This is a genomic window from Helicobacter sp. MIT 03-1614, assembly GCF_000762925.2.
Classification (GTDB): domain Bacteria; phylum Campylobacterota; class Campylobacteria; order Campylobacterales; family Helicobacteraceae; genus Helicobacter_C; species Helicobacter_C hepaticus.
In genome coordinates, this window is record NZ_JRMS02000009.1 from 70614 (window position 1) to 92676 (window position 22063).

At 31.6% G+C, this 22063-nt stretch carries 34 protein-coding genes and 1 pseudogene; 27 read left to right on the forward strand and 8 right to left on the reverse strand.

Annotation, left to right across the window (positions count from 1 at the left end):
• Positions 1 to 228: 228 nt before the first annotated feature.
• The 3 genes from LS66_RS07535 to LS66_RS07545 all read left to right on the forward strand — a co-directional run bounded on the left by LS66_RS07535 (position 229) and on the right by LS66_RS07545 (position 1819).
• Complete coding sequence (locus tag LS66_RS07535) at positions 229 to 543, forward strand: hypothetical protein (protein WP_052057466.1); 315 nt, start codon at positions 229 to 231, stop codon at positions 541 to 543.
• A gap of 144 nt (positions 544 to 687) precedes the next feature.
• On the forward strand, positions 688 to 1323 hold the full coding sequence (locus tag LS66_RS07540; protein ID WP_052057468.1) for a hypothetical protein: 636 nt from the start codon (positions 688 to 690) through the stop codon (positions 1321 to 1323).
• 10 nt (positions 1324 to 1333) lie between these two features.
• A complete protein-coding gene (locus tag LS66_RS07545; protein WP_011115125.1) occupies positions 1334 to 1819 on the forward strand; it encodes a hypothetical protein in 486 nt (161 codons plus the stop codon).
• 174 nt (positions 1820 to 1993) lie between these two features.
• Here LS66_RS07545 and LS66_RS07550 read toward each other — a convergent pair whose 3' ends face one another.
• The 3 genes from LS66_RS07550 to LS66_RS07560 are packed head-to-tail and all read right to left on the reverse strand — an operon-like array spanning position 1994 to position 3147.
• The gene (locus LS66_RS07550) at positions 1994 to 2680 is read right to left on the reverse strand and encodes a hypothetical protein (protein WP_034367492.1); all 687 of its coding nucleotides are present in this window, start codon (positions 2678 to 2680) and stop codon (positions 1994 to 1996) included.
• A 60-nt stretch (positions 2681 to 2740) separates the two neighbouring features.
• Positions 2741 to 2926, reverse strand: coding sequence for a CJH_07325 family protein (locus LS66_RS07555; RefSeq protein WP_034367495.1), 186 nt, complete (start codon positions 2924 to 2926; stop codon positions 2741 to 2743).
• Positions 2926 to 3147, reverse strand: coding sequence for a hypothetical protein (locus tag LS66_RS07560; RefSeq protein ID WP_011115123.1), 222 nt, complete (start codon positions 3145 to 3147; stop codon positions 2926 to 2928). Before LS66_RS07560 ends, LS66_RS07555 begins: the two co-directional genes overlap by 1 nt.
• Before the next feature lie 289 nt (positions 3148 to 3436).
• On the opposite strand from LS66_RS07560, the gene LS66_RS07565 reads away from it, so the two are divergent.
• From LS66_RS07565 to LS66_RS07575, 3 genes are read left to right on the forward strand one after another with little or no spacing between them, the layout of a single operon-like run.
• Positions 3437 to 4324 carry a hypothetical protein gene (locus tag LS66_RS07565; protein WP_034367498.1) on the forward strand — a complete coding sequence of 296 codons (888 nt, stop codon included), beginning with the start codon at positions 3437 to 3439 and terminating at the stop codon, positions 4322 to 4324.
• The gene (locus LS66_RS07570; protein WP_011115117.1) at positions 4318 to 4665 is read left to right on the forward strand and encodes an STAS-like domain-containing protein; all 348 of its coding nucleotides are present in this window, start codon (positions 4318 to 4320) and stop codon (positions 4663 to 4665) included. The genes LS66_RS07565 and LS66_RS07570 overlap by 7 nt, the downstream gene beginning before the upstream one ends.
• A gap of 14 nt (positions 4666 to 4679) precedes the next feature.
• Complete coding sequence (locus LS66_RS07575; protein ID WP_034367500.1) at positions 4680 to 5186, forward strand: type II toxin-antitoxin system VapC family toxin; 507 nt, start codon at positions 4680 to 4682, stop codon at positions 5184 to 5186.
• A 167-nt stretch (positions 5187 to 5353) separates the two neighbouring features.
• On the opposite strand, the gene LS66_RS07580 is transcribed toward LS66_RS07575, so the two are convergent.
• The 5 genes and pseudogenes from LS66_RS07580 to LS66_RS07600 all read right to left on the reverse strand — a co-directional run bounded on the left by LS66_RS07580 (position 5354) and on the right by LS66_RS07600 (position 6979).
• Positions 5354 to 5635, reverse strand: a complete 282-nt coding sequence (locus LS66_RS07580) for a type II toxin-antitoxin system RelE/ParE family toxin (RefSeq protein WP_052057470.1) — start codon at positions 5633 to 5635, stop codon at positions 5354 to 5356.
• Positions 5607 to 5846, reverse strand: coding sequence for a hypothetical protein (locus tag LS66_RS07585; RefSeq protein WP_034367503.1), 240 nt, complete (start codon positions 5844 to 5846; stop codon positions 5607 to 5609). The genes LS66_RS07580 and LS66_RS07585 overlap by 29 nt, the downstream gene beginning before the upstream one ends.
• A 144-nt stretch (positions 5847 to 5990) precedes the next feature.
• Positions 5991 to 6265: pseudogene (locus LS66_RS07590) on the reverse strand (type II toxin-antitoxin system YafQ family toxin).
• A 299-nt stretch (positions 6266 to 6564) separates the two neighbouring features.
• On the reverse strand, positions 6565 to 6768 hold the full coding sequence (locus tag LS66_RS07595; protein WP_081947976.1) for a type II toxin-antitoxin system HicA family toxin: 204 nt from the start codon (positions 6766 to 6768) through the stop codon (positions 6565 to 6567).
• The gene (locus LS66_RS07600) at positions 6761 to 6979 is read right to left on the reverse strand and encodes a type II toxin-antitoxin system HicB family antitoxin (protein ID WP_034367506.1); all 219 of its coding nucleotides are present in this window, start codon (positions 6977 to 6979) and stop codon (positions 6761 to 6763) included. Before LS66_RS07600 ends, LS66_RS07595 begins: the two co-directional genes overlap by 8 nt.
• Positions 6980 to 7171: 192 nt before the next feature.
• On the opposite strand from LS66_RS07600, the gene LS66_RS10165 reads away from it, so the two are divergent.
• The 21 genes from LS66_RS10165 to LS66_RS07715 all read left to right on the forward strand — a co-directional run bounded on the left by LS66_RS10165 (position 7172) and on the right by LS66_RS07715 (position 22059).
• Positions 7172 to 7339, forward strand: coding sequence for a hypothetical protein (locus LS66_RS10165; protein ID WP_162500949.1), 168 nt, complete (start codon positions 7172 to 7174; stop codon positions 7337 to 7339).
• 66 nt (positions 7340 to 7405) lie between these two features.
• Positions 7406 to 8884, forward strand: a complete 1479-nt coding sequence (locus LS66_RS10290; protein WP_236096997.1) for a hypothetical protein — start codon at positions 7406 to 7408, stop codon at positions 8882 to 8884.
• A 344-nt stretch (positions 8885 to 9228) separates the two neighbouring features.
• Positions 9229 to 9648, forward strand: coding sequence for a hypothetical protein (locus tag LS66_RS07610; protein ID WP_034368559.1), 420 nt, complete (start codon positions 9229 to 9231; stop codon positions 9646 to 9648).
• A 113-nt stretch (positions 9649 to 9761) separates the two neighbouring features.
• Positions 9762 to 10253 carry a hypothetical protein gene (locus tag LS66_RS07620; RefSeq protein WP_034368592.1) on the forward strand — a complete coding sequence of 164 codons (492 nt, stop codon included), beginning with the start codon at positions 9762 to 9764 and terminating at the stop codon, positions 10251 to 10253.
• Between the two features lie 21 nt (positions 10254 to 10274).
• Positions 10275 to 11075: an alpha/beta fold hydrolase gene (locus LS66_RS10295; protein ID WP_236096998.1), complete on the forward strand. Its 801-nt coding sequence runs from the start codon at positions 10275 to 10277 to the stop codon at positions 11073 to 11075.
• Entirely contained in the window at positions 11075 to 11656 is a 582-nt protein-coding gene (locus LS66_RS07630) for a hypothetical protein (RefSeq protein WP_034368457.1), read from the forward strand. Before LS66_RS10295 ends, LS66_RS07630 begins: the two co-directional genes overlap by 1 nt.
• Positions 11646 to 12083, forward strand: a complete 438-nt coding sequence (locus LS66_RS07635) for a hypothetical protein (protein WP_034368454.1) — start codon at positions 11646 to 11648, stop codon at positions 12081 to 12083. The genes LS66_RS07630 and LS66_RS07635 overlap by 11 nt, the downstream gene beginning before the upstream one ends.
• A complete protein-coding gene (locus LS66_RS07640; RefSeq protein WP_034368451.1) occupies positions 12083 to 12661 on the forward strand; it encodes a hypothetical protein in 579 nt (192 codons plus the stop codon). The genes LS66_RS07635 and LS66_RS07640 overlap by 1 nt, the downstream gene beginning before the upstream one ends.
• Positions 12651 to 13322: a hypothetical protein gene (locus LS66_RS10300; protein WP_236096999.1), complete on the forward strand. Its 672-nt coding sequence runs from the start codon at positions 12651 to 12653 to the stop codon at positions 13320 to 13322. Before LS66_RS07640 ends, LS66_RS10300 begins: the two co-directional genes overlap by 11 nt.
• On the forward strand, positions 13288 to 13815 hold the full coding sequence (locus LS66_RS07655) for a hypothetical protein (RefSeq protein ID WP_138091989.1): 528 nt from the start codon (positions 13288 to 13290) through the stop codon (positions 13813 to 13815). Before LS66_RS10300 ends, LS66_RS07655 begins: the two co-directional genes overlap by 35 nt.
• Positions 13805 to 14431, forward strand: a complete 627-nt coding sequence (locus LS66_RS10305; protein ID WP_236097000.1) for a hypothetical protein — start codon at positions 13805 to 13807, stop codon at positions 14429 to 14431. The genes LS66_RS07655 and LS66_RS10305 overlap by 11 nt, the downstream gene beginning before the upstream one ends.
• On the forward strand, positions 14397 to 14906 hold the full coding sequence (locus LS66_RS07670; protein WP_138091992.1) for a hypothetical protein: 510 nt from the start codon (positions 14397 to 14399) through the stop codon (positions 14904 to 14906). Before LS66_RS10305 ends, LS66_RS07670 begins: the two co-directional genes overlap by 35 nt.
• Positions 14907 to 14909: 3 nt before the next feature.
• Complete coding sequence (locus LS66_RS07675; RefSeq protein WP_138091995.1) at positions 14910 to 16991, forward strand: hypothetical protein; 2082 nt, start codon at positions 14910 to 14912, stop codon at positions 16989 to 16991.
• 13 nt (positions 16992 to 17004) lie between these two features.
• Positions 17005 to 19101, forward strand: coding sequence for a hypothetical protein (locus LS66_RS07680; protein ID WP_236097001.1), 2097 nt, complete (start codon positions 17005 to 17007; stop codon positions 19099 to 19101).
• 11 nt (positions 19102 to 19112) lie between these two features.
• Positions 19113 to 19859: a T6SS effector amidase Tae4 family protein gene (locus LS66_RS10310; protein ID WP_004085249.1), complete on the forward strand. Its 747-nt coding sequence runs from the start codon at positions 19113 to 19115 to the stop codon at positions 19857 to 19859.
• Positions 19859 to 20278, forward strand: coding sequence for a hypothetical protein (locus LS66_RS07695; RefSeq protein WP_034368492.1), 420 nt, complete (start codon positions 19859 to 19861; stop codon positions 20276 to 20278). The genes LS66_RS10310 and LS66_RS07695 overlap by 1 nt, the downstream gene beginning before the upstream one ends.
• A gap of 24 nt (positions 20279 to 20302) precedes the next feature.
• Entirely contained in the window at positions 20303 to 20485 is a 183-nt protein-coding gene (locus tag LS66_RS07700) for a hypothetical protein (protein WP_004085254.1), read from the forward strand.
• Between the two features lies 1 nt (position 20486).
• Positions 20487 to 20870 carry a hypothetical protein gene (locus LS66_RS07705; protein ID WP_138091998.1) on the forward strand — a complete coding sequence of 128 codons (384 nt, stop codon included), beginning with the start codon at positions 20487 to 20489 and terminating at the stop codon, positions 20868 to 20870.
• Positions 20871 to 21035, forward strand: a complete 165-nt coding sequence (locus LS66_RS10180) for a hypothetical protein (RefSeq protein ID WP_162846486.1) — start codon at positions 20871 to 20873, stop codon at positions 21033 to 21035.
• A 14-nt stretch (positions 21036 to 21049) separates the two neighbouring features.
• Positions 21050 to 21463, forward strand: coding sequence for a hypothetical protein (locus LS66_RS07710; protein ID WP_034368215.1), 414 nt, complete (start codon positions 21050 to 21052; stop codon positions 21461 to 21463).
• Entirely contained in the window at positions 21460 to 22059 is a 600-nt protein-coding gene (locus tag LS66_RS07715) for a hypothetical protein (RefSeq protein ID WP_034368217.1), read from the forward strand. The genes LS66_RS07710 and LS66_RS07715 overlap by 4 nt, the downstream gene beginning before the upstream one ends.
• The last annotated feature ends 4 nt before the right edge of the window (positions 22060 to 22063 follow it).

The following is a 22063-nucleotide window of genomic DNA, read 5'->3' on the forward strand; positions in this document are numbered from 1 at the left end:
CTATCCTAGATAGTGTTTTTATTTGTTCCACAGAGGACTTTTTTATTTTTGTCCTCTAGGACAAATTCACAAAAAGTGCTTGATGGAGTAAATACTTTTTACTTCAGTGTCAGTTTTTTGTTCTGCGAGGAATATCATCTTTGTTCCTTGTGGGACAAATATCCAAGCAGCGTTGTTCCATAGCTTTTGCTATGAGTTCCCATAAAAATTAGGGAGAAAGGTTTTATTATGATTCAGTTATCACTTTTTGAGGAAGCTTATGCAGAGGAAATGATAAGAGCAACAGAGTATGGCTCACTCGTTAAAATCCACCAAGACAAAGTTTCAGGTTTATACCTTGTGACAGAAATCGAGGAAGGACAAGAGGACTATACGCTATCTTTTGAAACTTACGATGAAGCACTCGTTTATTTTAGACACTTTATTGTTGATATTAACAGCAATATAGAGCTAAAAGAGGACGGAAGTATTGGATATTATCCTGAAGCTACCCAAGCTGAGGATTATTCTAATCAGCCAACATTGTTTGATTTTGCCTACTAAACAGAATCTACAAAAATTCCTAGAGGGAACATTCTTTTATTCCCTCTAGGGATAAATGTTCCTTCAATGGAGTTTTTTAACTTCATATTTAGCTTAAATTTTAAAATCCCAAGAGCTAAGTATTATGGGTAAAAGGAGCATATTATGCTACAAAGAGTAAATGTAACAAACGAAAAAGCTTTAGAGGCACTACAACAGGTTGATGGAATTATGACGCAAGTTGAGGACGGCAGATGGTTTTTAGTCGAACACGATGTATGTGGGAGTGACCCATTAGAGGGACTTGGTGTAGGATTCTTAAGCACTTCGCGAAGGCATTTTACCGATGACACCTACAAAAGCATTGACAACAAAGAGGGTGAAACTTTTTGGGTGCCTGATGATTTTGCAGATTGCGATGAGATAGAGGATTTTCTTGCAAGAAATGACTATATCTATATCAAGGTATATTGTTATGACCACGGCGGACTTAGTCTATCACGAGGTTCTGTTTGTTCTTGGGACAGTTACCCCTTTGGGTATCTGTATCTTGACAAGAGACAAGTGCGTGAGATTTTTCAAGTAAAAAGACTAAGTAAAAAGACTCTTGAGAGAGCTGAGAAACTTTTAGATGGCGTATTGAAAGAATTTGACGACTATATCAATGGAGCGCAATACAATATCCGAATATTCAGCTCACCTGATATGAAAGACTTTATCGATGGCCATTTTGTAAGTGGATATTCTGATTTGTGCGATTTTCTTGAAAAAGAATTGAGCCAAAATAGAGAAATCGCATAAAGGAGACCTTATGCAAGATTCAGTAACAAAAGCGGTGATTGAGGATTTGAATCGATATTATGGAAAAGATTTCATAACCTTTGATAAAAAGGGTATGACTCTCCATTATCGAGGAAGCCTTAAAGAGTTTTTTCAACAAGAACACCCAACAGACATCACAAAAAAACAACTCATTGAAAATGAAATCGATTTTGAGATGAGATTTGGAGATTTTAGAGATGATGTCTTAGGTGGTTCGGGAAGTATGGAGTATTGTGGAGATAATGATAAGTTATATCCCAATCATTTTGGTTTAACAAATGCCCCCTTATTTTCATTTGGTGGCTTTTTATATGAACAAGATGAACTTCCCATTAAGTATGTGTTTATGTATTTGGACCAATATCAATTAAAAGATTGGGTAGTTGAATTAAGGAAAGAAGGAAAAGTTACCTTTGAAACCTTTATTGACAATAGCAAAATACACGAATCACGGCTTAAAGAATACAATCAATAGTTTTTGTTCTCAATATTTCTTTGGAATCCTTTTTGAAGGAATATTGAGTTCTTTTTTCTTAAAAAATAATTCTTTTTATAAAAGGCTTTTATGAAGTTTTTTATAGAGAGAATACAGAATCTACTAGATTTGGGGAAAATAAGCATATTTGAGAGGATTTTAAAAAGCTAGAATCTAGTGGTTTTGTATGCTCAAACATACATTAAAGAACTCTTTGTATCTCTTAGTCATTGTTTCATTGTTTTTTGTTTTATCTGTAATATTGCGCCCTAAAAACAAAAATTCATCAATCCTTATTTTGCGATAATTTTGCCATAAATTCTCTGTCATTGTTTCCCTTATTGCAGGTATCATAAAGCGTAGTAACATTTTGTAGTTATCCAAAATTGCGCGGTAGATATGATTTTTGGCTTTTTTGATATTGCCACTTTTATCCTTAACTTCATCATTTGAATAAAATGTATTGCTTATATGGGCTAAGGCGTTATTAAACTCTAAAATAGATTGAACAAGAATATTGCCCTCTTTATTTATATGAAATTGCTTTAAGACCTCATTTGATAATCCTAAACGAGGGAGATATTGCAAAAAATCCTTATAAGCAACTTGATACTCTTTAATCAAGTCTATAAATTCCTTATCACCTAGAAGTATGCTAAAGTCTTTTGAATTAAGCGGTTTTAGAGTTTTTATTTGATTGTCGTAAGCTTCATTAATATACGCATTAGCAACATCTTGCGAGTTTTCTAATAATTCTTGTATCTCATTATCCTTTAGATTCTTAGTTAGCAAAAGACAAAAGGTATCCTGAAAGACAACAAGCGCATCAATATTCCTACCCACAACAGAATCTTCAAACATAGAAGAATATAATTCAACCTCAAGATATGAAAGATAAATATTTAAAAATGCGTAAGGTATTCATTGATACTTTTCATAAAGATTATCCAATGCTTTATTTGCTTTTTTAAGTGCATCTTGCAAGGATTTTGAATTATTTTTGCCATAAACACTTTTAGATACGCTTCCTGTGTTTAAAGAGGAAATATTAATATACCCTATCTTTCCAAAACTAGCCCTTGTGAGTATCTTTTGTTTTGTTTTCATCACGCACTCCTTACAAGATTATTTACATCTTTTGCCATTTCCTTAACCACTTGCTCCATTATTTTGGAGTCATTGAGTGAATCTATGAAATCCGCATTTTTGCTTTTGATGCCATTATGAGAGGTAGATTCTTTTGTTTGCGTGAGACATACTTGCTGTTTTTGTTTGTTTTTCATTAAAACTTCATCTAGCAATTTTTTAGCTCTTTTTGTATCCATCATCTCCATCTCCTTCTTGTAAAAATATACATTACCCTTATACAAAAATTATATAAATAATTTTATTAAATTTCCTTTTAATTCCTTTCAATATTCTTTTAAGGGAAATTATTGCTTTGCAATAGATACCCTTTCACTTCTCATACATTTCCCTATCAATTTGTTTCTTTCCACATAAGAATTTCTCACTTTTACCAAAGGTTACATTGCCTACAACAACGATGTATGCTTCTTTAATATGTGGTTTACATTTTTTAATATAATTCCGCAAAAATAGAAAGAGGGATTCTTGATGGATAATGGTGGGAAAGATAGCGTTATAATGATAGATAAAATTGATAATATAAACGATGTTCTAAGATACTATCATCAAATTATATCAGCAACAAGCAATGAAGTAATTATTGATTTATCTGATACAGATTTTATTCGAAGTAGCTTTGTTTGTATTTTAGGACTTGCAAAAGTAACTCAAGAATCTCGCGGAAAAAAAGTGCAAATAATCGAACCAAGAAATCAAAGAGTCAAAAAAGTTCTTGTAGGTATAGGTTTTTTAAAGGAAGGTAAACATAGTCAGGGAATGATTGTGTATAGGAATATTAAATTAAATGAGGAAGAAGGGTTTTATTCACAGTTTGATGACTATTTTTCAAAAAAGTTAAAACCATATCTCACGCATATCCCAAATGAGATTTTTGTAAAGCTTATGCAGAAAGTTCTAGAGATATTTTCAAATGCCTTTAGACATAGTCGTAGTGAAAGCGGCATATTTTGTTCTGGACAATTTTTTCCAAAAGGAAATAAGTTTTCCTTTGTTATAGCCGATGGTGGTGTTGGAATAAAAAGTAATGTGGATACATATTTTAATAAAGTAAAACCAAGGCTTTTTTTGTTTTTCCCTATAAAACACAACATTCCAGCAAATGAGGCTATTAAGTGGGCTATTAATAAGGGAAATTCTACTACGGGAATTGGTGGGTTGGGTTTAGGTTTGCTCAGGGAATTTATCGAAAAAAGTGGGGGAAGATTAGAAATTATCTCCGACAATGGTATGTGTTGTATTGATAATGGTAAAATAGAATACTCTATTTTAGAGAAGGGATTTGGTGGAACAATAATTGCAGTAACATTAAGGGTTAAAGATAATACCTCTTATAAGCTAAGGAGCGAAGAATGTTAAATGTTGCAGAGATAATTGGCAAAAATATAGGTGTTACAACTGAAGATGGGGAAAAGTTGCATAACAAAATTAAGGAAACTTACAAAGAAGGACAAAAGATTGAAGTATCTTTTGATAAAGTAATGGTTATTTCACATTTTTTGAATGTCGCAATAGGAAAGCTTTATTTTGAGTTTCCCGAAACTAGTTGGGATAGCCTTGATAAAGACATTGTTTATCGTGGCTTAAGTGAGGATGATGATAGTTTATTAAAAAAAGAAGTAATAGAAACAGCTAAGTTTCAATCTAAAAATCCAAACAAAGCAGAAGAGATACAACGAAAGGTATTGCGAAGGAAATAGAATAGGAATGTGCAATGATTAAAAAAGGTGATAAGATATTTATAGACACAAATATCTTAATTTTTCTATTTTCTCCATCGTCAATGCCAAATGATAAACAAAAACAAAAGATTAGCAAGTATAGTGATATTTTGGATAATGTGCGTAATAACGAAAATGAAGTCTTTGTAAGTTCTCTTGTGATTTCTGAATTTATAAATAGATATTTGCGATTAGATTTCAATAAAAAGAAAGAGCAATCAAAAATGAGGCACTATAAAAAAGATTATCGAAATAACGCTGAGGGACAAAAAGCATTTGATATAGCAATGAGACAATTAGAAAAATTCTATACTCTTACATCAGCAAAACATATTAGCGATGGATTCGAATCGATAGATTTTTCCGCTTTTTCTAAAAAATCTAATTTGGATTTTAATGATGTGGTTATTGCAGAGATAGTTAAAACTAATGGTTTAAGAATCCTTACTGACGATAATGACTTTAAGGCAATGGGTGTAGATATAGTAAAAGTTCCATAAAGATTAGTTTGAGAGCCGTCAAAGGAATCTTACAACCCACATTGGAATCCAAAGTACCCACTCACAATGAGCAAACTATCGCCGATAGTAAAGTCTTTGGATTAAGAGAATTATAACACAATAAACACATCGCTGCATCTCTAAGTAGACTGCCCAATTCTCATCTGCTACTTGTATACTTCTTGTCGCGAAGCTATTTTGATGATTTCAATAATTAATTCGTTATGCTTGATATATCCAATCACTCGATAATCTCCAATTCTCCATCGATAGCAATTTTTGTGTTTGTGTCCTTTAAGTTTCTTTGCATTTGGAAGCAAATGTGGTTCATCATTTTCTTTAAGAATTTCAATAAGAGTTAGAATCCTATCGGCATCATGAGGGGATGATTTTTGGATTTTTTCTAAACTTTTGAGTGCCTTATTGATGATTGATACCGAATATTTCATCTTTTACTTCTTGTGTTAATTGAGCGTATTGCTTGGGATTTGTTGCTTTTCTTGCCTGAAAATCGTTGTAAATATCGGTTTCCTCAATCAAACAAGATTCTTTTTCTTTGCTTTTGTCTGTTTGGATACAAACCGTAGCATTAGCGATTTTTGCTAAATTTTTTATAGCTTCTGCAAATTCGCTACTAGCGTTTTCAATGATAAGTGTCATCACAATATCCTTTCCTTTTTGTTTTATTATAGCATACCTATTTGAACTGCACGAATCTTCATATTCTCATTTGACATACATTTTAGTGGTATGTGGCTGTCAAAGGAGAAAATTATCTTTGTGTTCTTTATCGCAAAAGTAAAATTATTTTTTAAATAATGTGCTATGGCTACCCGCATTAATATAAGTAAGAATAAGAAACTCATCTTGTTTTTGATAGATTAAAAGCAAGTCAGGCTTAAATGGCATTCTCTGAAATCCTTAAAAGCCCTCTTCAATAAATGGTCTTTATATTTTGCTGCTAGTTTTTCGCCCTTGGCTAATGTGTCATTTACAGATTCTAGAATCTGGAAAACTGTGGGAGCAAAATGTTTAATTGCCTTTTTGTAAGCTTTGGTATATAAGATTTTGTATTTCACTTAAGAATCGCCTTGTGCATTTCTCTAGCTGAATTGTAGGCTTTAAGCTTACCTTCTTTGTAGAGTTGCACCGCTTCATCGTTTTCTTGTTGCCATTGCTTTGCTATATCCTCATCTGTTTGTGTAGCTTGGACTTTAAGATTGGCAAGTTTTGCTATTTCTTTGATGGCTTTTAAAACATCTTTGTTTGCATTTTTATTGTAATTGTCATCGTGCTACTCCCTACATAAAAATATGCCGTGTATTCTGGCACAACTTTATCCATTTGAAAAATACTTGCAATTTAGTTAAGAAAACATCTATCCTCTAGCAGATTCTATAATAGTAAAAAGTTCTTTAATAATTTTGGGATGTAAAGTCTTGCCTGTATGATGTGGCAAAACCATTCTGTAAGAGTTTTTCATATAGATTCTGTGACCACCCTTTTGTCTTGCAACAACAAAGCCTTCCTGAAGCAAAAGTTTTTCAGCCTCTTTTGCTGTAAGTTTTGGTAATTCAGGTATTGGCTAGTTCTATGGGGACAATCGCTGTATCTTTAGCTTGTATATGCCTAATCTCATCTAGTTGCAAACTTTCCATATACAATGCTGCTGCTTCTTTAATGTTACTAATGGCTTCTTCATAGCTTTCTGCTTGAGTTACACAACCACTAAGCTCTGGCACAGAGGCAAAGTAACCATCTTCATCTTTTTGGATAATAGCATTCAGAATCATAAAAACTCCTCATAGTAAAACTAAGGCAGATTCTAGCATGCATTGTCCTCATTTGAAATGTATATTTGTTTTATAGATATAATTGCTTATATTTTCAAAAAAGGAGCATACAAATGAGTTGGTTAGAGACCCTATGGTTGGCAGATGTTTTAAGCAGTGATAAGAAAACTGCAAGAAAAAAGATTAATTGGTTTGTGGGAATATTTTTTTGTTTTGATTGGTGTGTTTGTTGCATTAGCATTTGTGTTGGCAGCAACAGGCAGAGATAGTGAAAAAGAACAAGCCTCGAAAATTATTTTCATTCAACACATTATGCCAAAAACATTACAAGAAGGCTATAAAAACAGACAATATGGATAAAGCCATTACAGAAGAGATTGCCTATCTTCAAGACAAGAAAAGTCCTTTAATAAAGAGCTTGTCCTCATGCAACAAAATTACCAAGAGTTTCTTGCTAACAATGGTAGAGAGTGTGTGCTTTCTGATAAAAATAATCGGGTAGCAAACAACAAATATCTTAATGAAATTGAAATAGAAACAACCAAAACAAATCAAACAATCTTTACTTATGATAATCAAATCATTGATATACAAGAGTTAGAATCCAAAAACATAGACACTCTAAACTCTAAATTATATTTTATGGGCATAGAACTCACAGGAGGCACAGAATCTTCTAATCCTCTCTCGCAATACTTTTTTGGTGAATTAGATAAAGACAATACCATTAAACAAGATACACCAACTTATCACTTCTCCCCCAAAGATGAAGAAAATAATCTAGGCACACTTCTTATCTTTTTAAATGCTTCTACTCTTACTCTTTTAAATTATTCTCTCTTAGATTCTAGTTTAAATATTAAACTAGAACTCACAAACAAAGAATCTCAAGAAAAACAAGATAAAGCTATCATACAAAGAGAACAAAAACAACACAAAGAACAATTAAAACCTTTAAGCATTGCAATGCTTCACCCTCTACTAGAAGATAATGAAATCAAATGTCCTCACGGAGGAGTAGTGCAATTAAAATCTAATCTAGGCAAAAGTATTACAGATAAGAATATTCCTTTTATATTAGAAACTGATTTACTCTATAGCTCTATTGTAGGTTGTCCTAATCCTCCTCTAAGTGGAGGACCTTGCACACAAGTAGCGCTCATACTTCCTAGTTCTCGTGGATTAAAAAAGCATAATGGAGATTATCCTATAATGCAAGATTTAGTAAGCTCAGGAGTATTCTCTGATAAAGGAGTTCCACTTATTTGCACTCCTAAACCTAATAGTTATAAAATCAATGCCCCTAATCCTACTCATACTAAGCATATAGAGAAAGAAGCTTTAAAGGCACAAATAGATCCTACTCCTCCTACTCTAAATATTATCACTCCTTTTAAAGACTTAGAAGAATATTATCTTACTCCCTCCACTTATGAAGAAAGAGAATCCAAAGATTCTCTTATATCCTCTCAAGCAAACTTCTATATGCCAAATAATCCCATAGATATAGAGCTAAAACCTCTTACTCAAAAACAAGAAGACTACCAAGACTTAAAAGACAATCCTATCTTAGAATCTCTTTTGAGAGAACTCTTAATGGATTATCATCTAAACTCTTTTTCTTACAGAATCTTCACTCCAAGAATAGCTTATACTCTGTATGAATATATCCTTATTATTCCTAAGAGTATCCCTCACTTTATCCATAAACTCTTGAAAGAACAAAGAAATAAAGAAGAACTCTCTTTAGGTTATGGAAGATTTATAAACCTACAAAGAGATTATGTAAGAAACATACAAAACTCTACAGAGCAACATTACTCCAATACCCTTACTCTTCATATTCAAGGAAAGATTCTTCTTTGCCCTAGTGGAATGGAGAGATTAAGATTAGAGGTGGGATAGAATTGGTATAATAAGGATAAATGAGAAAATAATATAATGATAAATTCAAAGGGATTAAGGAATGGAATACAAGGAAATAGAGATGAAGTAAAAATGGATAAAATAGACAAAATAAAACAAAACAGGAATAATAGGGAGATAAAGAGGAGTCAGCATATTTAAAAAAGTATAGGCTTGTATGGATATAATTTTACAGAGTCTTATGGCGGATTCTTAAGAAATGATAGTAAAATATTTTACTTTGAGGAGTAAAAATGGTAACAAATAAAGAAATGATTAATAAGTTTAAAGATATGGCAGATTGTGCAGATGCAAGTTGTGTGAAGCTGGATTAAGGGATATAAATGAATGCCATAAAACGATATTTCACATTTAAAAAAATTGTCATACTTCTTGGGGCAGTGTTTTTCATTTTATTTCTTGCTGGTGGGTGTAGTTTTAAATATATGGATTGGCAGTATTATGAGTTTAAAGAATTGTGTAATACAAAAGCTAAAAGAAGTATTATTGATAAAGAATTATATGAAAAATCTAAATTAGACGAATTTTATTCAACTAATCCTCCAAATGAAAAAGTTCAAAGCAGGATAACAAAAATGTATTTTAAAAATATACATAAACTAAGTAACAAGGTGTTTTATGAATATGAAACATACTTCTATGATAATTATGGCATATTTCTAAAAGGCGATGAAGGTAGGGGATGGCATATAGATTTTAGTGAAGTGCTAGATTGTAAGCCTAAAATTTCCTATAAAAACTAAGGAACAAAAATGAAAGATATTCAAACCCATAATGCAAAAATAGACTTAATTAAAAAGTTTTTAGATTATGCGAATGTGGCTGATGCAAGCTATGCTAAATTGGAATCTCTCTAATGTGGTTTTTATTCTTTTTTATTGCTATACCTTTTATCCTTTTTATTGGGTTTTTAGTCTTTAGTATTTTTGCAATCTTTCTTATTAACAGAATCTTTCATAAAAAATACTCTCAATCCTTTTCTTTGATTCTGCCTTGTTTTTCTCTTATCTTTTACTTTATACTTATTACGGGCAGAATCTCTTTTAAATCCATTGACCCGCAATATTATAAGTTTAAAGAATTGTGTAAGGGAGCGGGTGAGATAATAAATTACTCATCAAAATATGAATCCTTAAAAAAAGAATATGGTTGGAATACCATCTACAACAAACCAATTAAAGTTACTAATAGAATTGAGGAACATTCTTATTATAATCAATTAAACAATGGTATTATATTTTATGAGTATAAATTTTATATTTATAAATATTTTGGTATTTTTTTGAAAGGTGATGAGGGTAGAGGGTGGCATTGGAAAACTGAAAGCACTGTAGGTTGCAAACCATAAATATAAAAACAAAGGAATACGATGAGTAAAAATATCCAAACTTACAATGCTAAAATAGGGCTAATTGGGAAATTTCTTGATTATGCAAATTGTGCCGATGCTTCCTATGCTTTATTGCATTATGTAAATGAAAATGCGGAAAATGAAACTCAAGAAAATAAAGCCGACAATTTAACTTTCGGAGATAAATTGGAGCAAGATATTGAAGTTACCAATCACAAGGGCGAAACCATTATCAAACCCAAAGGCACAAACACAGCTTATGCGTGTGCCATAGAGGCAAGATTTAATGAAGGCAGAACAGGCGATTGGTGTATCCCTTTTGCTAATAAATGTCTTACAGAAAAAGATAAAATAAGCAATAATGACATCACTCAAGTTGCATTAGATTCTAAACTCTCTAAAAGAACCATAACTTTTACCAATCGCTTTAGAATCTTAGCTCATCAAGAAAATACTTCAAGTGGCTTCTCTGCTACACTCTTTGAGGACACAAAAGCAGACTCTAAAGATTTAGAATACACCCTAGCCATAAGAGGAACAGAATTTAAACTAGAGCAAATCCAAGATTTACTCAATGATTATTACATAGGCACAAATAATAGTGATATGAATAGAGTGATAGAGCAGTATTTTGATATGCTTCTCTTTTATGAGGAAACTCTCAAGCCTTTACTACAAGAAAAAGGCATTGCAAAGATTAATGTTATAGGACATTCACTTGGTGGCTATCTTGCTCAACTCTTTGCTTTAAGCTATCCAAGTATCATTAATGAAGTTTATACTTATAATACCTCTTTAGAATCTAAGAGTGTTGCCTAATGTTAGCTATAATTTTTTTTATTATTATTCCTCTCGTTTTATTCTTTTATTTTAAATACAATATAGGAAGTATTATAGTAATACTCTTTTTTCTCTTTATTTTCTACTATACACCTTATTCTTATTATTTAGAGCCTACTTATTGGCAGTTTAGGAATATGTGTAAATTAAATGAATTACCAAATAACGAGGAAAAGTATAATAAGATTCTAAGTTACTTTGATACAGATTTAGATATACTAGATTGGGAGGAGTTGAATCATAATAACGATAAAAGGAAGTGGAAAGTTACCAAAGAACACGGGTATTACAGACAAGGAATCTATGAATATGCGACTTTAACAAAAAAAAAGGAAATAAATTCTCGTTTAAGAATGGTAGCAAGTTTTTTAAGTAATGAAGCGGAAATAAATCGTTATAATGTCAATCAAATGTCGATAGGCGTTTATTGGCACACGAAGCGTTTCTATCCAGATGGCAATGAAGGAAGTGGTTTTTATTGGAGTGAGGAAACTCTAAGTTGCAATGATATAAATATACAAGACAATATGACGCCAAAAGGATTCAAAAATGACGAATAAACAACAGATTCAAAAATTAAGAGACAATGCAGAACTTGCAATGGCTTCCTATGGATATTTTCATCTAATAGGCAAGAAAATTGAGAATGATAGAGAAAAATATGGTGATAAAGCTGACAAACCCATAACCCTCCACGACATCTTGGATTCCACCTACAAGGGTTATGTAACTTCTGACCATACCACACTTATTAATCCAGAGGAGCTCGATGGCGATTTCTCCCCTCTCCAATCTAAAAGTTTCTTTGAACGCTATGATTTACTAGAGCATCAACCTAATACAGATTCAGGATTCTCCGCTACACTCTTTGGCGAAAAAAGAAAACAAACTAATACAGAATCTAAAGAAGCTAGCTATACTTCAGATTATGGCTATACAAACTACATTCTTTCTATTCGTGGCACAGAATATAGAAAGGTAGCTTAATGCTAACATACATATTCCTTTTAATCTTTATCCCTACTATTCTTTCTTATCTTATATTGAAGTTTATATATAGAGTCCTCTTTAAATCCAAAGAGAAAGTTTCAAAGTTTTTAGTCTTTCTTGGAAGTATTGGATTGATTATCTTTTATTACACACCTTATTCTTACTACCTTGAGCCAAGCTTTTATAAGTTTAAAGAAATATGCCAATTAGACCCAGAGATTTATCAAGCTAATGGTGGTAAAATAGATGAGGAGTATTATAATAAAGTGTTAAAGTATTTTGATACGAGTTTGGATACGATAGATTGGGAGTATGTGCAAGAGAATTTATCTCGCAACGATTGGGGAGATTATTTGTATAAATTTAAAAAGCATTATGGTAGAATATACCACTCTTTTACTTTATTTTTTAATGATAATCAAGCAAGAAAAGATAATATTGAAACTATACTGTTTTATGCTAATTGGGATCAAGTAAGACCACTCCCAGCAGGTAATGAGGGAACAGGGATTTTTTTAGGAAGTGTCCCAATAAGTTGCATATATTTTAAAAAAGGACTAAACAATGCAAAATAAAATACTCATTAATAGACTAAAAGACAATGCAGAGTTAGCAATGGCAGCTTATGGGTATTTCCACTTAGCAGATTCTAAGTATGATTTTAATAAAGATAACACAGATACAGAAAGATTAGAGTATTTTAGAGAATTAAAAGATGATAAAACCCAATCTTTATTCCCCACCCACGCTGACATTCTCAATATAGAATACAAATACTTCAAAGATGAAAATGGTAAGCCTCAAGATTCTTGGTATCATAATAGGTTATTTGATGGCGACATGACTCCCACCCAAGCCAAAAGATTCTTTTCTTGCTATGATTTACTCATTCATCAACCAAATACTGAAAGTGGCTTTTCTGCTACTTTATTTGGTGAAAAAAGAAAACAAAGGAATACAGAATCTAAAGAGATTAGCTATACAAGTGAATATGGCTATATCAATTATATCTTAGCCATTCGTGGCACAGAGCCACTTAATAAGGGTGATATAGGAGCTGATACAAAACTTGCATTAGGAAATATCCCTAAAAAACAACATCTTGATATGCTTTTGTTTTATAATCAATGTATAGGAAATATTCTTTTTTATGTAGAAAGAGATTCTAAAGAATATATAGAATCTAGAAAAGGTAGCATAAATGAAAAAGTTTTTACACATTCTTTTATTCTCTAGTGTTGCTTTGTTGTTTAATGGTTGTATTAGTGGTTGGGGGTGGCTTGTGCCATATAACTTGCAACCAAGTTATCATCAATTTAAAAAAATGTGTAAGTTAAATGAATTACCCAATAATGAAGAGAAGTACAATAAGATTCTAGGGTATTTTGATTTGAGTTTAGATACGCTTGATTATGATAAACTTGATTATAATATGAAGCATCCTGTATCCATTCACCCTATTGACAAGGTTTTTTTAACCAAGCCAAACGAAGTAATGGTTGCAGAATTGAGCAAAAATAGATATTACATCAAAGCAATTTTTTCATCCAAAGATTCCCATAATTTTTCATATCGCAATATAATAAAAGCTGAGTTATTTGGTCATTGGAACACAAGACGCTATTTTTTAGATGGTAATGAAGGGAGTGGGTTTTATTGGAGTGAGGAAGAGTTATGGTGCAATGATCTTAAAATACGATATAACAAAGGAATAAAGAATGCAAAATAAAATACTTATTAGTAAATTGCGAGACAATGCTGAGTTAGCTCAAGCCGCCTATGGTTATTTTGATTTAGTTGGCAAATCTATAAAAAAAGATAACAAGATGGTTAAGGAAGCCATAACCCCCACCGACATCCTAGACTTAACTTACAATAAATACATCGCAGTAGAATCAAATCCACATAAACCAGATGATGAAATAAAAGTAGGCAAACTCGATGGCGACTTCACTCCCACCCAAGCCAAAAGATTCTTTTCTCGCTATGATTTACTCATTCATCAACCAAATACTGAAAGTGGATTCTCTGCTACTTTATTTGGAGAAAAAAGAAAACAAAAGAATACAGAATCTAAAGCAATACAATATACAAGTGAATATGGCTATACTAATTATATCTTAGCTATTCGTGGCACAGAGCCACTTAATAAGGGTGATATAGGAGCTGATACAAAACTTGCATTAGGAAATATCCCTAAAAAACAACATCTTGATATGCTTTTGTTTTATAATCAATGTATAGGAAATATTCTTTTTTATGTAGAAAGAGATTCTAAAGAATATATAGAATCTAGAAAAGGTAGCATAAATGAAAAAGTTTTTACACATTCTTTTATTCTCTAGTGTTGCTTTGTTGTTTAATGGTTGTATTAGTGGTTGGGGGTGGCTTGTGCCATATAACTTGCAACCAAGTTATCATCAATTTAAAAAAATGTGTAAGTTAAATGAATTACCCAATAATGAAGAGAAGTACAATAAGATTCTAGGGTATTTTGATTTGAGTTTAGATACGCTAGATTGGGAGGAGTTGAATGGGAGAGTTTATAAATTGGGTGAGCAAGCATACTTTTATTTACATAATTATAGAGAATATAGCGTATATATAGGGCAAATTAAAAAATCAAGATATAATGTTGATTTAAACTTATATAGTTATCAAAATAATTTTTCTAAAAATAATATTACATCAGCTATTGTGCTTGGCACTTGGCATACAAGACGCTATTTTTTAGATGGTAATGAAGGGAGTGGGTTTTATTGGAGCGAGGAAGAGTTAAGGTGTAGTGATCTTAAAATACGATATAATCCAAAGGAATAAAGAATGCAAAATAAAATACTTATTAGTAAATTGCGAGACAATGCCGAGTTAGCTCAAGCTGCCTATGGGTATTTTCATTTGATAGGCAAGAGATTTGAATCAGAAAAGATTCGAAATACTAAAAGAGAATCAACCCCTATCATCACCCAAACCGACATCCTAGACTTAACTTACAATAAATACATCGCAGTAGAATCAAATCCACATAAACCAGATGATGAAATAAAAATTGGCAAACTCGATGGCGACTTCACTCCCACCCAAGCCAAAAGATTCTTTTCTCGCTATGATTTACTCATTCATCAACCAAATACTGAAAGTGGATTCTCTGCTACTTTATTTGGAGAAAAAAGAAAACAAAAGAATACAGAATCTAAAGCAATACAATATACAAGTGAATATGGCTATACTAATTATATCTTAGCTATTCGTGGCACAGAGCCAAATAATAAGGGTGATATAGGAGCTGATACAAAACTTGCATTAGGAAATATCCCTAAAAAACAACATCTTGATATGCTTTTGTTTTATAATCAATGTATAGGAAATATTCCTTTTTATGTAGAAAGAGATTCTATGCCTAACAATAAAAATTCTATAGAATACAAACTATGGAAAAAACTCTATCAAAGAAGCACAACATCTAAACATAAAGCCTATATAACAAAATCTCTTTTCAAAGATACTACTAAAGAGGCTACTTTAGAGAACTTCATACCTCCTATAGATTCTAATACTAAACTCACTATCACAGGACACTCTCTTGGTGGTTGCTTAACACAACTCTTTGCACTCTCTTTTGCAAACTATGCTAAGAGAGATTATGGAATCATCCAAGAAATCTATACCTATAATGCTCCTGGTGCTAGAGACTTGAGCATAGATGCTTTTGGTGTAATTGATATAGATTTAGCTAATCTTTCAAGTGATAATAAAGAAATTAGAGAAAAGAAAATAGAACAATATATTCATAGTTTAGATTTGCAGACTATAACACAGAGATTTATCAAAAAGTTACAACGCTTTGGGATAAAAGCTAGTTATTCAGATGGATTATTAGTTATCACAGAACAGCTGAAAAGATTTCTTGGGTTTAAATATAACCAAGAATATAGGGTAGGATTAAAAGTAGAACTTAGGACTATACAAGAAAATGGATCATTGCTAAAGACTTATAAGCCATATTTTATAGAAATAGATTCTTTATATGTCAATGCATATAACAATCTTATAGATAATTACCACTTTCATAGAGAAAAAAGGCAAGGTGTAGATATAGGATTGCCAACTCATCATATAGAAACTGATAGTGATAATAATCCAAACAACAAGGAAAAGAGTCCTGTTCAGAATCTAGGGGAGGATATAGAAGGCAAACACTATTATCTTAATATTGGCATAGATATAGATGATATGGATAGTCATTCTATCAAAAACTCTGTGGTTATATTGTATTTTTATGATTATCTTTTAGACTTGGAGGCAAATAGAGAAAAGCTCTCAAATCGTATTAAGGAGTTAGAAACTAATCCCAAAGATCCTGCTACCTTAAATTACATAGGATACAAGGCTGCTAAAAACAAAGGTAAATATCAACTCATTACTGCTTTACTTAATGACTTTATGCAATGGAATTACAATTCCCTAAGGGAAGTGAATGAAGTAGTCTTGAGTGAAGTTAAAAACAAATACAAAGAGCAAAAAAAGAACGATAAAAATACATCAAATCCGCCAGAAAAGATATTTCCTCTTGTATATCTTTTAAATGAAGTGAGTTATATAGCAAGGTTTAAAGATAGCAAGGATATAGAGGAATTTAACATATATAAGATGATAGATTTAATCACGCAACTACAAGAAGCAAAAATTTATATAAGAATTCTAGATAAAAAATTCTTTGATGAATTAGAAAACAAGCAATGCAGTGTAGCAGAATTACGAAGTGTGCTAAAATGTCAGCCCTTTATGGTAGTTGATGAAAACAACAAAGAAATACTTAATGAAAGCAATAGAGCAGAAATCTTTTACTATAAAACCTTTAATAATCTAGTCTCGCAAATTTTGCAATCTTATAAAACTGCCTAAGGAATCTACAATAATGAATGAATATCAAAAAGCCTATATCGCATTGAGCAGAGAGCTACTTTTTTCATCAAGTCCTTTGGTTATCACACCAAAGAATCCTTACAAGACCACCAAAAGTCTCTATAGTTCTTTAGAATGCAAAATATTTTTTGATAAAGAAAAAGATGTAATCTATATTTTTACTTATAATGGGGATGTGTTTGATTGCAAGGATTTATTACAAGATATAAATAATCTTACCAACCAGAACAAACAGGATTTACAAAATTACAATATCTCGATTTTTTTAGAATCTACCCTCCTCACAGGTGGTAATGAATCTAAGAGTTTAGGTTATGAATGCTACTTTGGCACATTAGATTCTAAAGATAGTAATCTAGGCTTAGATGAATCTAAACCCATCTATCACTTAATCGGTGAAATAGATTCTAACTCTATGGAATCTACAAGCAATAATAAAGATTCTAACAATTCCTTAAGCACCCTCCAAATATTTTTAAATGGCAATACCCTAACACTCTTAAACTACTCCCTCCTAGATTCTAGTCTTAACATCAAATTAGAATGTAACTCTAAAGAATCTAAAGAAATACTAGAGAGAGAACAAATACAAAGAGAGCAGACACAAAGAGATTCTAACTCCATAGATTCTCTAGCAAGCATTGCAATGCTTCACCCTCTACTAGAAGATAATGAAATCAAATGTCCTCACGGAGGAGTAGTGCAATTAAAATCTAATCTAGGCAAAAGTATTACAGATAAGAATATTCCTTTTATATTAGAAACTGATTTACTCTATAGCTCTATTGTAGGTTGTCCTAATCCTCCTCTAAGTGGAGGACCTTGCACACAAGTAGCGCTCATACTTCCTAGTTCTCGTGGATTAAAAAAGCATAATGGAGATTATCCTATAATGCAAGATTTAGTAAGCTCAGGAGTATTCTCTGATAAAGGAGTTCCACTTATTTGCACTCCTAAACCTAATAGTTATAAAATCAATGCCCCTAATCCTACTCATACTAAGCATATAGAGAAAGAAGCTTTAAAGGCACAAATAGAATTTCATAAACCTACACTAAGACTACACTATAAAATACACTCTTATCAAAAAGACAATCTCCCTATATATAGAATAAAGTGTAATGATACACTCATAGAATCTCACAATAACACTCCACTAGATTCACTAAACATTAATATAGCTAAAGATACCAAAGAGCTAAGTGATACAAGCAATCTTGATTCTAGCTTACAAAACATACTCTCTAAACTCTACTCTAGTTTAAAACAAACTTATGCCAAAGACTATCTTTATCAATACCTATCCTTACAATTAGATTCTAATGCCCTTATTCTCATACTCCTTATCCCCCAATCTCTCCCTAAACTCTTTAAAGAACCCTATAAAAACTATAAACATAAAGACTATGGCATAGGAAAGTATCACTATCTCTATAACTACTGCACTTTTACAGCATTTAAGATAGAAGACTCTATGCAGGTAGGATTAGATTCTTATCCTAGCAATGCTACTATCCTTACACTACACACACCTTATAAAACACAAAGACTAGAGTTACAATTAGCCAATGGATTAGATTCTGTGATAGAATCTAGAGATAGAGGGCAAATACAACACACTAGAGATTCTTATAGAAAGTCTACAACACAATCTCAAGAAAAAGATTCTCAACATTCAACATCTAAAGCTATAGATGCCCAAAACAATACAGAGCAACAAATCATAGATTCTCTACTCACACTTCAAGTTATCAATGGAGGATATAGGCAGAAGTATTGGGGATTTGGGGAGGAGATACAAGAGAATCTCTTACAAGCAGATATAGATAAAGAAAATAGAGAGTCTAAAGAAACACAAGAGGAAGAAAAACAAATCACAGAAATATATTTTTCTTATGGAGAGGATAAGATAAAACTTAAGGACATTTCAAGACATTCACAAGATATAAACTTACATATAAGAACACAAGGATATAATGAGGGGGAGGAAGTGGATTTGACATTAGAATTTCAAGAAAAAACTTTTCAAATTTCAGCAACCATAAGAAATAATCAAGCTACGATTCTAAATATCTTTAATGAATCATAAAAGGAGCAATAATGTCAAATATATGCAAGGTAAAATGTGGAGATAAAGAAATATCAATTAAGATTCAAAGACCAAGTTTTAAGAGCGTGGAAAAGGGGTATAGGGAGATAAATGCTCTGCCACAAGAACAAGAAAATGAAGCAAAAGATTTGATTTATAGCTTATTAATTACACAAAATTATACACAATTAGAATCTTTACAGATAGCAGATTATTACAAACAAGTAGCTGCTAGATATGTAAAAATTGGTGGAGGAGCTTATAATCAGTTTATAAATGATATGGATAAATATTATAATACTTGTGCTTTGCGTGTAAGTTATGCGCTGAATTATAGCACCCACCCTATAAATACTATGGATAGGCAAGTTATGGGGAGAGGCTATCAAGGGGACGATAAGCAAACTTATTACTTAGGTGTCTTTGATATTATTGAACTTTTAAAGTTGAACTGGAAAGAATTGACTTGGAAACAACCTACTTATACTCAAGTGAAAGAAAAGATAAAATGTGGTTGTTCTGAAGATTTTTATCACAATATGACTTCAAAAGATGAAAATCAACAATTTTTTGAAGAATTACAATCTATTCAAAGAAAAGGCATTGTAGCAATGATTGGCACAAGTGGGCTACGACATACTACTTTATGGAATGGAAATGACTTTGTGGATGTGGATTTTGGTTATTATAATTTTTTGAAAGAAACAAATTATATTGTTAAAGATTTATACTTTTGGGATTTGATTGAGGGGGAATGATGAAAAAGATAGTGTTGGTGATGTTTGTTGTTATACATTCTTATGCTACGAGTGATACAATATTTGCTTTACAATCTACTTTTAAAAAAAATATAAATGAATATTATAAATTATGGGCTATTGGATATTGTATGGGGCATTTTGAAGTGGAAAGAAATGTAAAATTTGAATTCCAAGAAATGCCTGCTAGATTTAGCATAGACGATTTAAAAATTAGTAAGATTGTATATCTTTTGGGAGTAGAACCTCTTAATGAAATAAAGGACTATATAGATAAAAACAATAGTTATTTTGAAAAAGACAAAGCAAATCATTGTTTAGAGCTATTGCTAAAGCCAAACTACAAACCAAAAAGTCATCATTCGCTTGATGATGAAGTAGAACGCATTGTCAAAAAATATTGCAAGGATTGCAAGTGATTCTATGCAAAAAGTATTGTGGCAATGAGATTGCAAGGTAATAGAGTAAGACATACAACCCTTTGGAATGGAGGTAATTTTGTAGATATGGAAATGAATAAGGAGGTTGATATATCTTTATACCTTTTTGGCTATGATTATCTCAATGACCAAAACAACAATTATCCATTTGTTTCAGAGTTTTATTTTTGGGAATTAAAGGATTAAAATGATAAAGAATACATTAAAAATATGTTTATTTGTAAAAATAATGTTTTGTAATATCCTTGCAGGAGGACTTGAAGTTCATATCAATTATGAAAAATATTATAAACAAAATGCAATATATTTACATAAGGTATGGGGATTTGAGTATTGTTCTGGTTATACGGAAAAAATACCCTTTGAATCCCACAAGAAACAATGGATAGGGGAAAAGCAAAATATGTCCAAATTTGTGAGCAAAGAAGCTGATAATGAGCTGAAACATTTTATTGACAGATACACAAAAGAAAGGAATTTATTAGCCATTTGCCTAGAACTCTACGATTCCAAAGAATACCAAGCCGAAGTTGAACGCATTGTCAAAAAATACTGCAAGGATTGCAAATAAATGATTGCTCTCATTCAAAGAAAAAGCATTATCGCAATGATTGGCACAAATGGGTTGCGACATACTACTTTATGGAATGGAAGCAAATTTTTAGACGATACCAATTATTTAAATGATGAGAGGAACTATGTGTTTGTTAGAGAATTATGCTTTTTTGAGCTTTGAATAAAGGAGATTGTATGAAGTGTTTTGTCTTATTGGTTTTGTTGTGTATATTTTGCATAAACACTAATGCTGATGATAGGTTTGATGTTAGAAAGAATCTTAAACATTATGGCTTTGGTTTTTGTTTGCAAAAAAGTTATGGTTATGTAGATGAAACAGGTCAAATGCCAACATTACCGTATCATTTGCATGTATTCCAACAAGGAAGTATGAAATTTTCTGTAATGGCTGGACTTAAAAATGAAGAACAAGTTGCTAAAATCATACAATCTTATGTTTCTCAATTTATGTCAAGTCCTCAAAGGAAAGCTACTACAAAGCAAGGATTCAGAGTATTGGTTCAAGATTGTATGCAACTCTACGATTCAAAAGAATACCACGATGAAGTGGAACGCATTGTCAAAAAATACTGCAAGGATTGCAAATGAGTATCCCTAACTTCCTCCCTAAACTCTTTAAAGAACACTATAAAAACTATGAATATAAAGACTATGGTATAAGGAAATATATACAACTTTTAAATTACTCTAAAGACATTAAAGAAACCAAAGAATCTACTGATTCTCAAGACACTTCTTTACAATCTATAAGCATTACGCATACAAGAGTATTCCTTTCTCCTTTTAAAGCAAACAAACTTCATTTTACATTTGCATTAGGCTTAGATGATTACTTAGACAAAGACAACACCACAGAGTTAAAGATAGTGATTGGAGGAGTGTATGATGGAGGAGAATCTAAAGCAACTCTAACAAGTAATGATAATAAGGCGTATGAAGCATTAGAAGAGACTAAGGAAGAAAAACAAATCACAGAAATCTATTTTTCCTATGGAGAGGATAAAATAAGACTCAATGACATTTCAAGATATTCTCAAGATATAAACTTACACATTAAAACACAAGGATATAGTGAGGGGGAGAGATTGGATTTGACATTAGAATTTCAAGGAAAAACTTACCAAACCACCGCAACTATAAGAAATAATCAAGCTACGATTCTAAATATCTTTAATGAATCATAAAAGG

Coding starts and splice junctions, on each gene's coding strand:
- LS66_RS07535 (WP_052057466.1), top strand. CDS start 229: ATGATTCAGTTATCACTTTTTGAGGAAGCTTATGCAGAGGAAATGATA.
- LS66_RS07540 (WP_052057468.1), top strand. CDS start 688: ATGCTACAAAGAGTAAATGTAACAAACGAAAAAGCTTTAGAGGCACTA.
- LS66_RS07545 (WP_011115125.1), top strand. CDS start 1,334: ATGCAAGATTCAGTAACAAAAGCGGTGATTGAGGATTTGAATCGATAT.
- LS66_RS07550 (WP_034367492.1), bottom strand. CDS start 2,680: ATGTTTGAAGATTCTGTTGTGGGTAGGAATATTGATGCGCTTGTTGTC.
- LS66_RS07555 (WP_034367495.1), bottom strand. CDS start 2,926: ATGAAAACAAAACAAAAGATACTCACAAGGGCTAGTTTTGGAAAGATA.
- LS66_RS07560 (WP_011115123.1), bottom strand. CDS start 3,147: ATGATGGATACAAAAAGAGCTAAAAAATTGCTAGATGAAGTTTTAATG.
- LS66_RS07565 (WP_034367498.1), top strand. CDS start 3,437: ATGGATAATGGTGGGAAAGATAGCGTTATAATGATAGATAAAATTGAT.
- LS66_RS07570 (WP_011115117.1), top strand. CDS start 4,318: ATGTTAAATGTTGCAGAGATAATTGGCAAAAATATAGGTGTTACAACT.
- LS66_RS07575 (WP_034367500.1), top strand. CDS start 4,680: ATGATTAAAAAAGGTGATAAGATATTTATAGACACAAATATCTTAATT.
- LS66_RS07580 (WP_052057470.1), bottom strand. CDS start 5,635: ATGAAATATTCGGTATCAATCATCAATAAGGCACTCAAAAGTTTAGAA.
- LS66_RS07585 (WP_034367503.1), bottom strand. CDS start 5,846: ATGACACTTATCATTGAAAACGCTAGTAGCGAATTTGCAGAAGCTATA.
- LS66_RS07600 (WP_034367506.1), bottom strand. CDS start 6,979: ATGATTCTGAATGCTATTATCCAAAAAGATGAAGATGGTTACTTTGCC.
- LS66_RS10290 (WP_236096997.1), top strand. CDS start 7,406: ATGCAACAAAATTACCAAGAGTTTCTTGCTAACAATGGTAGAGAGTGT.
- LS66_RS07610 (WP_034368559.1), top strand. CDS start 9,229: ATGAATGCCATAAAACGATATTTCACATTTAAAAAAATTGTCATACTT.
- LS66_RS07620 (WP_034368592.1), top strand. CDS start 9,762: ATGTGGTTTTTATTCTTTTTTATTGCTATACCTTTTATCCTTTTTATT.
- LS66_RS10295 (WP_236096998.1), top strand. CDS start 10,275: ATGAGTAAAAATATCCAAACTTACAATGCTAAAATAGGGCTAATTGGG.
- LS66_RS07630 (WP_034368457.1), top strand. CDS start 11,075: ATGTTAGCTATAATTTTTTTTATTATTATTCCTCTCGTTTTATTCTTT.
- LS66_RS07635 (WP_034368454.1), top strand. CDS start 11,646: ATGACGAATAAACAACAGATTCAAAAATTAAGAGACAATGCAGAACTT.
- LS66_RS07640 (WP_034368451.1), top strand. CDS start 12,083: ATGCTAACATACATATTCCTTTTAATCTTTATCCCTACTATTCTTTCT.
- LS66_RS10300 (WP_236096999.1), top strand. CDS start 12,651: ATGCAAAATAAAATACTCATTAATAGACTAAAAGACAATGCAGAGTTA.
- LS66_RS07655 (WP_138091989.1), top strand. CDS start 13,288: ATGAAAAAGTTTTTACACATTCTTTTATTCTCTAGTGTTGCTTTGTTG.
- LS66_RS10305 (WP_236097000.1), top strand. CDS start 13,805: ATGCAAAATAAAATACTTATTAGTAAATTGCGAGACAATGCTGAGTTA.
- LS66_RS07670 (WP_138091992.1), top strand. CDS start 14,397: ATGAAAAAGTTTTTACACATTCTTTTATTCTCTAGTGTTGCTTTGTTG.
- LS66_RS07675 (WP_138091995.1), top strand. CDS start 14,910: ATGCAAAATAAAATACTTATTAGTAAATTGCGAGACAATGCCGAGTTA.
- LS66_RS07680 (WP_236097001.1), top strand. CDS start 17,005: ATGAATGAATATCAAAAAGCCTATATCGCATTGAGCAGAGAGCTACTT.
- LS66_RS10310 (WP_004085249.1), top strand. CDS start 19,113: ATGTCAAATATATGCAAGGTAAAATGTGGAGATAAAGAAATATCAATT.
- LS66_RS07695 (WP_034368492.1), top strand. CDS start 19,859: ATGAAAAAGATAGTGTTGGTGATGTTTGTTGTTATACATTCTTATGCT.
- LS66_RS07700 (WP_004085254.1), top strand. CDS start 20,303: ATGAGATTGCAAGGTAATAGAGTAAGACATACAACCCTTTGGAATGGA.
- LS66_RS07705 (WP_138091998.1), top strand. CDS start 20,487: ATGATAAAGAATACATTAAAAATATGTTTATTTGTAAAAATAATGTTT.
- LS66_RS10180 (WP_162846486.1), top strand. CDS start 20,871: ATGATTGCTCTCATTCAAAGAAAAAGCATTATCGCAATGATTGGCACA.
- LS66_RS07710 (WP_034368215.1), top strand. CDS start 21,050: ATGAAGTGTTTTGTCTTATTGGTTTTGTTGTGTATATTTTGCATAAAC.
- LS66_RS07715 (WP_034368217.1), top strand. CDS start 21,460: ATGAGTATCCCTAACTTCCTCCCTAAACTCTTTAAAGAACACTATAAA.